This is a genomic window from Paenibacillus wuxiensis (assembly GCF_040195695.1).
GTDB lineage: Bacteria > Bacillota > Bacilli > Paenibacillales > Paenibacillaceae > Paenibacillus_B > Paenibacillus_B suaedae.
The window spans coordinates 356,587-368,470 of sequence record NZ_JBEFZI010000005.1 but is presented as its reverse complement, the minus strand read 5'-3'; the positions used below and the strand labels follow the sequence as shown (position 1 = coordinate 368,470).

Annotated in this window: 10 protein-coding genes; 2 read left to right on the top strand and 8 right to left on the bottom strand. The window is 48.4% G+C overall.

Going from position 1 to position 11,884, the window contains the following annotated elements; all coding sequences use genetic code 11:
• Positions 1–129: 129 nt before the first annotated feature.
• From ABN764_RS13250 to ABN764_RS13240, 3 genes are read right to left on the bottom strand one after another with little or no spacing between them, the layout of a single operon-like run.
• Positions 130–240 carry a hypothetical protein gene (locus tag ABN764_RS13250; protein WP_005543361.1) on the bottom strand — a complete coding sequence of 37 codons (111 nt, stop codon included), beginning with the start codon at positions 238–240 and terminating at the stop codon, positions 130–132.
• Between the two features lie 55 nt (positions 241–295).
• The gene (locus ABN764_RS13245) at positions 296–1,057 is read right to left on the bottom strand and encodes a hypothetical protein (RefSeq protein WP_268627477.1); all 762 of its coding nucleotides are present in this window, start codon (positions 1,055–1,057) and stop codon (positions 296–298) included.
• A gap of 43 nt (positions 1,058–1,100) precedes the next feature.
• Positions 1,101–2,891: a two-component system sensor histidine kinase NtrB gene (locus ABN764_RS13240; protein WP_446672141.1), complete on the bottom strand. Its 1,791-nt coding sequence runs from the start codon at positions 2,889–2,891 to the stop codon at positions 1,101–1,103.
• 186 nt (positions 2,892–3,077) lie between these two features.
• Between ABN764_RS13240 and ABN764_RS13235 the strand changes: the two genes are divergently transcribed.
• Positions 3,078–4,352, top strand: a complete 1,275-nt coding sequence (locus ABN764_RS13235) for a BaiN/RdsA family NAD(P)/FAD-dependent oxidoreductase (protein ID WP_446672140.1) — start codon at positions 3,078–3,080, stop codon at positions 4,350–4,352.
• Between the two features lie 45 nt (positions 4,353–4,397).
• Here the strand turns inward: ABN764_RS13235 and ABN764_RS13230 are convergent, their stop codons facing one another.
• The 3 genes from ABN764_RS13230 to ABN764_RS13220 all read right to left on the bottom strand — a co-directional run bounded on the left by ABN764_RS13230 (position 4,398) and on the right by ABN764_RS13220 (position 6,951).
• Positions 4,398–4,817: a hypothetical protein gene (locus ABN764_RS13230; RefSeq protein WP_021256172.1), complete on the bottom strand. Its 420-nt coding sequence runs from the start codon at positions 4,815–4,817 to the stop codon at positions 4,398–4,400.
• 107 nt (positions 4,818–4,924) lie between these two features.
• Positions 4,925–6,253 (bottom strand): ABC transporter permease, encoded by a 1,329-nt coding sequence (locus ABN764_RS13225; protein ID WP_446672139.1) that lies wholly within the window; start codon positions 6,251–6,253, stop codon positions 4,925–4,927.
• Positions 6,253–6,951 carry an ABC transporter ATP-binding protein gene (locus ABN764_RS13220; RefSeq protein WP_446672138.1) on the bottom strand — a complete coding sequence of 233 codons (699 nt, stop codon included), beginning with the start codon at positions 6,949–6,951 and terminating at the stop codon, positions 6,253–6,255. The genes ABN764_RS13225 and ABN764_RS13220 overlap by 1 nt, the downstream gene beginning before the upstream one ends.
• Positions 6,952–7,229: 278 nt before the next feature.
• Between ABN764_RS13220 and ABN764_RS13215 the strand changes: the two genes are divergently transcribed.
• A complete protein-coding gene (locus ABN764_RS13215; RefSeq protein ID WP_021256175.1) occupies positions 7,230–7,703 on the top strand; it encodes a MarR family winged helix-turn-helix transcriptional regulator in 474 nt (157 codons plus the stop codon).
• A 92-nt stretch (positions 7,704–7,795) separates the two neighbouring features.
• Here ABN764_RS13215 and ABN764_RS13210 read toward each other — a convergent pair whose 3' ends face one another.
• The gene (locus tag ABN764_RS13210) at positions 7,796–9,139 is read right to left on the bottom strand and encodes an ABC transporter substrate-binding protein (RefSeq protein ID WP_446672137.1); all 1,344 of its coding nucleotides are present in this window, start codon (positions 9,137–9,139) and stop codon (positions 7,796–7,798) included.
• Between the two features lie 3 nt (positions 9,140–9,142).
• The gene (locus ABN764_RS13205; RefSeq protein ID WP_446672136.1) at positions 9,143–11,884 is read right to left on the bottom strand and encodes a putative bifunctional diguanylate cyclase/phosphodiesterase; all 2,742 of its coding nucleotides are present in this window, start codon (positions 11,882–11,884) and stop codon (positions 9,143–9,145) included.

The following is an 11,884-nucleotide window of genomic DNA, read 5'->3' as shown; positions in this document are numbered from 1 at the left end:
TACTATTGTAACCATTTGTAGTGAAGTAAAGCAAGGGAAAGCCGAAACCGATAACGGTTCCGGCTCACTGACTTCTACCAGTTAGGCCCTCATTACTGAGGAAGCTCCATGACCGAATATCGCATCCTTCTACGTAGAAGGGCGATTCGGACCATTCAACTTCTTATCGACTCCGCAGGTATCATTCGCAGCGCTGTTTTGCTTGTCTTGCTTGCGCTGTTCCTTTGAATCTTGGCTCATCGCATAGGCCTCCTTTTCACAAAGTCGGTTCTATTATGCTCAGGCAGCAACTGACCTATCCTTGTGATGCAGGAGGCTCTACAGGCATTGCAGCCTCGTCCTGCGCATTCTTATGCGCCACTCCCCGCTCTCTACTCCGGGTTACCATATAACCCGCCGCTAGCATTACACTGTAGATCCACTGCTCCACTGTTAAATACATCCATGTAGAACCATCGCCATATGCATAACTCCCGAGCATGCCAACCACACCGCATACAACAAAAGTGATCTGTGCGTCAACAAGCGTTCCGAGCCTTCTCTGACGAGACCAGAGCAAGGCAAGGAGAACGATGCAACCTAGCGTCTCAGCGGGCGGTATCCCCGACACCTGGAATCCGCTAATCTGAAGCAGCGGTGTAAATCCCGGGGCCTGTCCACCATTAAGCGTATAGAGCCACCCATATGCCGCTACGTAAGTCAACATACTATGCGACAATAGATCAATGAGCACGGGATAAGACAATTGATGCTTGCGTATGTATAAGGTCGTCCATACAATAATGCCAAGCACAAGCAGGATATTCCCCTCTGTGGAAGTGCCTGTCATGTACAGCAGCGAACGCGGCTGCCGCCACAGAATTGAGGGCGTGTCCCATAGAAATCCGAACTTCTCATTGAGTATGACGACTAGAATAACCGTCATTGCCCAATCTCCATAACGGCGCGAGATTCCACTTTCCGCGCGTGCCCGGAGCGCCACCGCCCCAGCTGCTAGAAGCAAGGAGAGCAGGCTAACGAGCAGGCCCCAATGAATTGTAAAATTGCCAAGCTGCATGACGCTCACCCTATTCACCTCCAAGCTTCATATTAGCGAAAGACTAGACTTGGTTCAATGCTTCCTCCTTATCCGGCTGCATATTCCCTAGTTGTACTGGATGCTGTGCAAGTGAAGAGTCCCATGCAGCTGTCGGGACATGAACCGGAGATTGGCTCGTCTGTTCTAGGCGAAAGGCTGCCTCAAACACCGTTCCATCTTCCCCCGTATGCACCTCTATCGTTCCATCATGCTGTTCGACAATACTCAAGCACAATGGCAAGCCAAGGCCCGTCCCCTTTGATTTCGTTGTGTAAAATGGCTCAAATAGCCGCTCCACAATGTCGGCGGGAATACCAGACCCTGTATCTTGAATACGCAGCTGCACTTGCCCTCCAACAAATCTTGTTTCGAGCGTAAGCACGGCCTCTGTGTCCATCGCTTCCATCGCCTCCATGGCGTTGCGCGACAGATTCAGAATAAGCTGCTTCATCTCCTTCACATTGACAGGGAAAATCGGCACATTTTCCGCAAGCTTCAACGCAATCTCTTGACCTCTCATATTTGCATCAGCCCAAAGCAACGGTGATAACTGATGAATAATGTCATGAAGGTGAACCTGTTCTTTCTCAATAATACGATTTTGCGCTAAAGCGAGAAAGTCGTTAATGATGCTGTTTGCTCTATCGATCTCTTCTATTACGATTCGATAGTATTCCTTCAAATGCGCGGGACTCTTTTCTTGGAGCAGCTGTATGAACCCACGAATAACCGCCATTGGATTACGAATTTCGTGCGTGATGCTTGCCGCCATCTGCCCGACTAAGCTTAAGCGATCCATCTTGCCCAGCTCTGCACGCAGCTTCGACAGCTCCGTAATATCATGCAGCATGCCGACAGCCCCTGTTATCGCTCCAGTAGTCTCGCTTCGAATCGCACTTGTACTAACGACGTACTCTCGTTCGTCCAATTTCACTACTACGCCTTCCATCTTCTCTCCCGCGAGTGCACGATACATGCCGTCGTACAAAGTTGGAATATCCCCCACCTGTGTCAACAGGCAGCGAAAAGGGCGGCCGAGAATGTCTCCCTTTGTCACATGAGGTGCTGCATTCTGCATACTGCGCAGCATCATATCATTTAAAGCGGTTATATTGGTCTGTGCATCAACCGCGATGACACCGAGCGGTGTCGTGTCTATTAATAGATTCAGCTTCTCTGCTTCTTCACGATATTTCGTAGAGACGATTTCATATCCTTGTACAAGGAATAGCTTCTCCCTCGTCTCCTCCATATAGTACACAGCTAAGTAAGCGGTTAAGAAAAAGGCTGCTCCTAGCATGAGCATCGATAGAAGCATACTGCCATCAATAACTCGTTCATGCCTCCACAGCAGCACTCCATAAACCAAGGAATAGAGAACAATACCCGCGAAGGAGAAGGACAAAATAATAGTGACACGTTGGCGGAATCCGGATTGACGGAAAGAATTAATAAAAGCAAACAATAGCGGGATCATATAAAGGAGTGCATCACTCCACAGCTTCTGGGGATGCCCATCGTGATAGAAAAAACCAAGCATACCTAAATATAATCCAATCATGAGGAACCCAACCCGATATCCACCATACATTACTCCTATCATAAATGGCAAAAATCGAAAATCAAAAGGCTGGGGCATTTCTGTATAGAAGGAAAATACGATGCATAACAGCATAGAAAAAGCAGAAGACAATCCTATGACGAGAGGGGCGCGGGACACCCGCTCTGGCTTCAAGGAGCAGACTTGATAGGCAATCGCTGGTATGCAGGCAATAAGGCTTTGCAGTAAGACTTCCTTAAGTGCTACGTACATACGGTTCTCCTCTTGTCAGGATAGAAAATGGTAAGATTGGCTTGATTAAAGCATAAAAATGAGGGCTTTTCAATGGAACAGCCGAACGTTTTAGCGAAGTTTTAGTTTTTACGATACAATAGGCATCAGTAACGGATGCGCAGTGCGTATCCTAACCCTGTCAAAGACCTGTCAAAGGAGTACAAAATGGAACGAACCGATGTTATCGTCGTAGGTGGCGGCCCCTCTGGACTTATGGCATCCATCTCTGCTGCACGCAACGGAGCCAAGGTAATTCTCGTGGATAAGGGAGACCGACTTGGCCGCAAGCTTGCTATATCTGGCGGAGGACGCTGCAATGTAACGAACAATAAACCACTGGACGAGCTGATTCAGCATATCCCTGGCAATGGGAGATTTCTGCACAGCGCGTTCAATCATTTTAACAATCAGGATATAATCGAGTTCTTCGAGAATCTCGGTATTGCATTGAAGGAAGAGGACAATGGCCGTATGTTCCCCGTATCAGACAAGGCGAAGACGGTCGTTGAGTCACTTCTAGGAGAAGTACGCCGATTAGGAGTAGCGATTCGTGTCAATCAGCCTGTCGCACATCTGCTGTACGAGGATGGTTCCGTCCAAGGTGTGCGCTTCAAAGATGGATCCGCATTGTATGCCCCAGCGGTCATACTGGCTACCGGCGGGAAGTCTGTTCCTCATACGGGCTCAACAGGAGACGGCTATGCTTGGGCAGAGGCTGCCGGACATTCCATTACGGATCTGTATCCGACGGAAGTACCTCTAACCTCGAATACGTACTTTATTCGTGAAAAGCTGCTTCAAGGATTGTCCTTGCGCGATATTCGGATCGTGGTATGGAACAGCAAGGGGAAGAAGATCATTGAGCATCAAGGCGACCTGCTCTTTACCCACTTTGGCCTGTCCGGCCCTGCTGCACTTCGCTGCAGCCAATTCGTCGTGAAGGAATTGAAGCGTTCCGGCCTTCAGACCGTACAGGTCACCATCGATATGAAGCCTGATCTGTCACTGGATGAGCTTGTTCGAGATTCGCTTCGCATTTGTGCCCAAGAACCGAAGAAAGCTATTAAGAATGTACTGAAGCATCTGCTGCCTGAACGAGTAATCCCGCTTCTGCTTGAACAGTCTGGCATCGATGAAGGTACCACATACGACCATATTCCGAAGCAGCCATGGCAGGAGATGTGCCAATTGATTAAGGCATTTCCTGTGAAGGTCAACGGCACGTTATCGCTTGAGGAAGCCTTTGTTACAGGCGGCGGTGTAAATCTTAAGGAAATCGATCCGAAGACGATGCATTCCAAAAAGGCGCATGGACTCTACTTCTGCGGAGAAATATTGGATGTTCATGGCTATACGGGCGGCTATAACATTACAGCTGCCTTCGCAACTGGCTATACGGCAGGGATGCATGCTGCTCAGCAGACCCTACATCAAGCATAACAAGCAAACAGCCTGCTCACAGAGCAGGCTGTTTGTCTTCTATCATTAGATATGGATGCCGCCAGGGAAGTGATTCGTCGTCTCATCATCAAACATCCCGTATGCTTCTTCATCACGATGCGACAAGTCATCATGACTCGGATTGTGCCTAGCAGACGCATAGCGGTCATCATCTGCCCAATCCTCATTGACCATATGGGCCGGGATAGGGATATAATTCATTCCATAGGCTTGATCCATAACGGACATCTCCGTCATACTCGCTTCTTCTAGAAGCTGGCCGCCGTGCGCCTCTGCGATCTCAAGCGCAGAGGTCAAATCTCGCTTGTCTACATGGATATGCAGTTCTGTCTCACTAGCGCTGTCGTAAGCAGGCGTATATCCTAGCTCCTCCAACGTATCGAACGCCAATCTTGCACCTGCAGGATCCGAGAATCGGAACCGAATCGCAGTCGTATCTTGCATCCTCGTTCCTCCTATTCGAATAAGCTTACGTTAATATACCCGCCAGACAGGAGGAACATACACACAATCTGTCCTGCAATTGGTTGTACGAGCAGTTGCCGAATACTTTATTCAGTAGAGGACAAATGTGACTGTTCTTGTCTCTCCTCCATTTGCTTCTTCTGCTTCCACCCACGCAGCGTAACGATTGTATTGCCGATGAAGGCAGCCATCAGACCACCTCCCGCTACATATAGCGGAATCATAATAGGTGTTGCAGCAATACCTGCAGACAACCCCCACAGCACGCCTGGCCCTGCACATAAGACACGCGTCATATGCGCCGAGGCCTGCTGCAAACTCTCTGAGCGGAAGCTGAACATGGACGCCACATCACCATCGATGAATTCCTTCCAATACGTGCTCAGCCAGTATCCGAGAATACCGCTTAGCACCGGCCCTATAAGAATGAACAGACCATGCAGTGAAGTGATATAAGAAGCACTCATTCCAATAAAGAGGAGCTGCAAATAAAACTTGCGATGCGTGCTGCTTCGAAGCAATGACTTGACCGCGATAGCTCCAATAAGGCGGCCTGACTCATTCGTCTTCATGAAGTAGCCCGACTTCGGGAACAACATTGGGCGTGTCCGTTTGCGCCGTTGTGCTCTATCCACGCTCTGCGACAGCAGCATCGCCGTTAATTGCATCTTGAGCTCGCCCTCCCGTTCAACATCATGCTCAAATGTATGCTGAACATGGTCTCGCCAGCGAATAAGGGGGAAGCAGCTGACCAATATAATCGAGCCATAGACGAGCACCCAACTCACATGAATACCGAGCAAGTAAAGAATAACTCCATACAAGCCAAGAGCTGCCACCCCTGTGACAAAGCGGATCATCCAACGTGCCCAACCTGAGAAAGCAGCCAAATTATAGTTCCGTACTAATCCTGCTAAGTAGGATAAGGAGCTAACGGCAAATCCGATCGCGAGTAAATCCGTACTATGCAATGAATACCCGCGTATGAGCCATGGAGCAAGCAGTAACAGTATGATGGCCGTTATGATCGTTCCTCGCAGTGCATATTGAATTAACCCGAATCGAACAAGCGGCTTCCACCAATGCGGCTGCTGACGAAGGAAGAGAATATCCCCGCCTTCCACCCAAGTGCGAAGTGATCCACTTATGATAGGCAGCAGCAAGGGAAGCAGCCAGACCGCTATAGGCAGCTTCAACCATGCAGCATCCAAGGGTTCTACCCACCATCCCCAATAGAACTTAACTCCTAGGAGCAATAGCGGTACGACAATATACAACCATACCGTCCAATCCAATGCGATACGAAGTGCCCGCCATTGATACACCATATTCGTCTGGAAGCGGCGGAAGGCAAGTGTTTGCGGGGATGTTACCTTCATCGTCGACAATGGACGAACCTGTCCCTCGCTCCCCATTAGGTCAACACCTCGAAACAATCGAATAGGGTTCCATCCGGCAACCCGCTTATTTGACGCACTTCATCAAACGTCCCTCTTGCAACCACGCTTCCCTGATGAAGCAGGATGAAGCTGTCGCAGACGCGCTCAGCCGTGTCGAGTACATGCGTACTCATGAGGACGCCCGCTCCCCGCTTGCGTTCCTCCTCAAGCATACGGAGGAACTTCCGCGTTGCTCGTGGATCCAAGCCAATGAAGGGCTCATCCACGATGTATAATGACGGCTTGAGCATGAAGGCAATGATAAGCATCAGCTTCTGCTGCATCCCCTTCGAGAAGCTCGTTGGGAAATGGTGCCTCACCTCTGTCATTTGAAATTCGGTGAGCAGATAATTCGCCTGCTCGGCAAACTGTTCCTGCGGCAGATCATATGCAGATGCAGCGAGTTCTAAATGCTCCCATAATGTCATGGAGTCATAGAGGACAGGCTGTTCAGGCACGTATGCATAAGTTCCATTGCCATCCCCAATCTGAACGCTGCCAGCAACATCTCGCATAATGCCCAGCACGGACTTGATTGTCGTGCTCTTCCCAGCACCGTTCGGACCGATTAGCCCTACCAATTGACCCGCTTCTACTTGAAATTCGATATTATGTATTTTAGACTCGCCTTTCTCATATCCTGCAGATTGTATCCTTGCATCAAGAACAACCATGCGGATCTCCCCCTTCATCTTAGGCATAGCCAAGCTGCTGTACCTAACCGTTCTTCTAACTTTTAGTTTACTCTATCGTATCTATTCTTGCACAGAGCTGGGCAGTTTCAATGTACTGAATGCCAGGTTCAACCAAATGTTACCGAATTGCCCTTTCTAAATTTGAATAATTCAAAATTTTTTTGTTCATTGTTTCACAAGTGTGACAAAAGACATTTAATCTCCTATCTCCTTCGATATACGATAAAAGAGTAAATCAAGAAATGAGGGGGATTCGTATGTCTGAACGAATCGATCATGAGACCGAAGCTGCCTTGCATTTATTCCGTGTCTTCTCTAAGGCATTCAAGAGCGTAACGGATCACTCGGCTGCTGGTTGCAAAATAGAAGGATATAACCCGACTGATTTCTCCGTACTCGAAATGCTTTATCATAAAGGGCCTCAACCCATTCAACAAATCGGTTCCAAGCTCCTTCTACAGAGCGGAAACGTAACCTATGTCATTGATAAGCTCGAACGTAACGGCATGCTGCGCCGCCACCCTTGCGCGACGGATCGTCGCGTGATCTTCGCCGAGTTGACAGATAAAGGCCGTGAAGAAATGCAGGGACTGTTCCCCAAGCATTCTCTACTCCTAAAGCGTGCCATGAGTGGGCTGACACTCGAAGAGAAAAAAGAGGCTATTCAATTGCTCAAGAAGCTCGGGATCCAAGCAGAGAAGTTAAGCCTTGTCACGAAAAAGGGCTCGTAGCAAATCCATTAGTTAATACGCTTAAATTTCCAACAAGGCTGAATTAACGCACAGAGCGGAAGAACATGTTCTTCCGCCCTTGTTATTTCTCTTCATGAAAACAAGTCCAACGTTCTGAATGTCGCACGCGAATATCGCAATAACACGCGCCTCTCCTGCTGCAATTGCTGCTCAATGAGCTTCTCAATCTGATTGAGTATTACACCAGGCGGAGAGTTATTCTCGATCCCCTTCTGCCTCGTACTGCGATACCATTCGACAGCCAGCTTATCAAGCGGGGTTGGACGGAACTCCTTCATCTTCGAAGCCAGCTCCATATATAATCGATCTGACTGCTGTCCCCCAAGAAACTCGCTTCTGCGCGCTTTATCCAGTAATACTTTGCGAGAAGGCATATACGCCGCAACCGTTGCATCATCGGTCACCCCAAAGAACACGCTCTTCATGAACGACCATGCCAGCTCCTTGTTCTGGGCCTGTTCAGACATAATAAGCGATGCGCCTGTCGAGTAGCCGTACAACTTCATTGGCAAGCGAGTCGCTCTCCACAATCCCTTCATATGCGGAACCCACTCCTCCAATTGCAGCTCTCCCCAGGAACCAAGATACACCATTGCCAGCTTCCCGTTCCGCAGCGCTTCATTCCCCGCATCCGTCCACAATCCGACATTTGCATCCAGCCCCTGCACATTAACACGCTGAGACAACAACATGCCTTGCGCGATCATGGCATTATTCCGGTTGAATTGCAGCCTGCTGTTAAGTAGCGGGTACATGGACTCAAACCACTGCATGGGCTCCCGATCCCACTGAATTAAATAAATGCCATGCTCCTTCAGCTTCTCCGCCATTGCCAGCCAGCGGTTCGGATCCTCCATGTAGACAGCCAATTCTTCTGGGTCTGACGGAAATCCGTATCGCTCCATAATGTCCTTGCGATAGAAGGTGACAAGCGGCGAAGTTGTAATTGGGAGAGCGATAAGACGCTTATTGTCAAAGGATAGACCAGTATCCCATAAGTCAGGAGAAATATCCGGCTTCAGCGTGTTCGCGAGAAAAGGTGCGGCATTTAAGTCCATCAACCCTTGTATCCCCGTAAATTCCCCTAGAAATTCATGGCCAACCTCCATAACATCCGGAGCATCCCCCTGCTCCAAGGCATCCAAATAAGCATCAACATGGTCTTCATAAGAAAAACGCTTTACATTTACCTTCACGCCTGGATGCTCGATTTCGAATTTCTTGGCATAGTCTGCATACTGTTGTTCGAAGCACCACACGGTTATGGCGGAAGGTGGCTTAGACTCTACGACTCGCTCATCGTCCTGCAATTGCGGTGGGATCGTGGTTCCATCACATCCGGTTGAAGAAAATATCATGATGATCATCATTGCGAATACAATTAATCTTCGAAATGGCAAGCCCTTCCCTTTCACAAATTAACCTCCATATGCTGCAATTGAATTGCTTCTTAGCTTGCTTGAAAAGTCAGGGAACCTAGCAGCAAATTCATCGGCTGCCAGCGGGGGACTAATGTAATAGCCTTGGAACTGCCTACAACCAAGTGTGAGCAACTGTTCAAGCTCCTGAGGTGTTTCAACCCCTTCAGCTGTCACTTTAAGATTCATGCTGTCTCCCATTTGGATCACCGCTTGAACAATCGCAGTATTCACTTTATCCGCGAACAAATGCCGCACAAAAGAACGGTCAATTTTAAGCACATGAGCAGGCAAAGTCTTTAGGCGGTGCAGCGAGGAATAGCCCGTTCCAAAATCATCGATCGCTACCTGAACTCCTCTTTTCTTAAGATTGTGCAATACCTCGTTGACCTGCTCGGTGGATTTGTTAACGTATCCTTCCGTTATCTCCAAAATCAAATCACTCGGATTGAACTCACACTCGCGAATAATTCGATCAATTGTCGCGACGAAGTCATTCGTAAGCAATTGCCTTAACGAGACATTCACAGCCAGCTGGAAGGCAGGCATCCCTGCATCAGCCCACATCCGGTATTGCATGCATGCAGATCGAAGCACCCATTCCCCAATAGGAACGATTAGTCCGGTCTCTTCCGCGACCGGAATGAACTGTGTCGGCGATATAAACCCTTCATCACCGGAAAGCCAGCGAAGCAGCACCTCTGCGGCCGTGACTTTTCCCGAGGCATCTACGATCGGTTGATAGTGAAGCAGCAGCTCTCTACGGTCTAACGCTCTGTACAAACGTGTCTCCATAAACATGCGTTCAGGCTGCAAGGTCGGCTGTAGTTCATCATAGAAGACCACTGAATGGCCACCGCTGTCCTTAGCGGCATACATAGCTGTATCTGCTTGCTTGAGCAGATCCGTATATACATATCCGTTATCCGGATATAAGGATACGCCGATGCTAGCGGAGACAAATAGTTCATGAGCCTGTACAAGGAAGCTCTCTCGCAGCCGCTGCAAAATCCGCTTAGCAACCGCGTTCACTTCCTCTCTGGAGCTATCTTCGAGCATAATGATGAACTCATCCCCACCATATCGAGAGCTCAAATGCCGGCCGGACAGTTTTGATAGACAATCCGACAAGCGCTGGGCAACTTGTACAAGGAGCATATCTCCTACATTGTGGCCGAGCGAATCATTGATATGCTTGAACCGATCTATATCTATGAACATTAACGCCAATGAACTAACCTTGTTATCCGCATCTTCCATCGCCCGCTCTACATTCATCGTAAAGTAATGCCGATTGGGAAGCTGGGTCAGCGTATCATAATAAGCAATATGCTGGAGCTTCTCTTCCGACAGCTCTAGCATTTTCGTCTGGTCAAGCAGCTTCTCATTCATACGCAGCATTTCCTTGAATACTTCCATTAACCGATCACTCATTGCCCGGAAATTGATTGCAAGTAAACGAATCTCTCCGATTCGAATGCAAGGCCATTTGACAGTCTTGTCCTTCAACAATTTATGGTGCATTCCCGCGGTCGCCTCCTCCAAATCACGAAGAGAGCGAACAATGAAGCGGCTTACCGCAAGTGATACCCCGGTAGCCAACAAGCAGACCATGAACAACATCAGGAACTTGCGCAAATAGACGTCAATCGTCGTTTGTAGAAAATAGGAAATTGGAATAAAGCCAACAACCTTAGCGATCGGATGATCGGTCAGCTTGTCCTCCAAAACATAATAACCGTCATTCCACCTTCTTGTTCCATAATCATAATTTCTGTCAGGGGGCAGAATACGGGAAAAAGAGGACTTCACCCCGTAAGCATCCATCCGAATTTGTGAATGATGAGCGGCCATGCGAACAGGTGATTTATTAGGTACAGTATCTTCCATGTACACTGCATTGCTTTCGAACCACACCTCATCACTCGATGCGACCAATTGGCCCTTATGATTGAATGCAGCCAACTTCAATAAGCCATTCTGGGAATGGAGCTTTAAATTATCGTGAAGCTTCCCTGTCTCCATAATCGATCCGAGATTGAGCCCTTGGCGCTGTTTTCTGTCCATCTCCAGAAGTGCGTCTGTAATTTGAGCGGTTTGCAATTCAATTCTGGCTAAAGAATCCCGCTCGATGTCCTGCTGCATATCGCGACTATCAATCAGCATATTCAGCAGAAACGGAATGAACACGATTGCGACGGAGAGATGCATCAGAAGCTGATTGAGATACACGGACTTCGTTCGCAGATCAGGCAGCAGCCGTTTCCATGGCATATAGGTAACGACCACATCAGCAATCAGAGCATTCAATAGTCCGCTCATTGCGAACATAAAATATTGAAGTAGTGCTTCTGCATTGTACTCGTTGGTCTGCAGACAAAATAAAACCGCTGCAAGTGGGGCTCCGATTCCGAACCAGAACAGACTGTCCCAGAGAAGCAGGAACCCTCTTTTCCGTTCATACATATATCCAACCAATATCATTTCCAATCCAATAAGCAGCAATATAAACGAACCGTAGCCTGAAAAATAATATCCCAGTCCAATTATAAGCGCCATAATTGCCGCCCAGTGCGAACCATACAGAACAAGCATAATGAGCAGAGTGGCCCCGCACAGCATGAACTCTGCACCGTATGAAAATTCGAGTCCAATTACAGAGAACACTGCAGTGAGAACGGTCAGTATCACGAACAGCATACTTGTACGCAGCGAAGCCAATGGGTGTAACGTACGTGACAT

Bases quoted from the DNA above. Each gene is read 5' to 3' on its own strand.
- ABN764_RS13245 (WP_268627477.1), bottom strand. From the start codon at position 1,057: ATGCAGCTTGGCAATTTTACAATTCATTGGGGCCTGCTCGTTAGCCTG.
- ABN764_RS13240 (WP_446672141.1), bottom strand. From the start codon at position 2,891: ATGTACGTAGCACTTAAGGAAGTCTTACTGCAAAGCCTTATTGCCTGC.
- ABN764_RS13250 (WP_005543361.1), bottom strand. From the start codon at position 240: ATGAGCCAAGATTCAAAGGAACAGCGCAAGCAAGACAAGCAAAACAGC.
- ABN764_RS13235 (WP_446672140.1), top strand. From the start codon at position 3,078: ATGGAACGAACCGATGTTATCGTCGTAGGTGGCGGCCCCTCTGGACTT.
- ABN764_RS13205 (WP_446672136.1), bottom strand. From the start codon at position 11,884: ATGTCACGTACGTTACACCCATTGGCTTCGCTGCGTACAAGTATGCTG.
- ABN764_RS13220 (WP_446672138.1), bottom strand. From the start codon at position 6,951: ATGGTTGTTCTTGATGCAAGGATACAATCTGCAGGATATGAGAAAGGC.
- ABN764_RS13225 (WP_446672139.1), bottom strand. From the start codon at position 6,253: ATGGGGAGCGAGGGACAGGTTCGTCCATTGTCGACGATGAAGGTAACA.
- ABN764_RS13230 (WP_021256172.1), bottom strand. From the start codon at position 4,817: ATGCAAGATACGACTGCGATTCGGTTCCGATTCTCGGATCCTGCAGGT.
- ABN764_RS13215 (WP_021256175.1), top strand. From the start codon at position 7,230: ATGTCTGAACGAATCGATCATGAGACCGAAGCTGCCTTGCATTTATTC.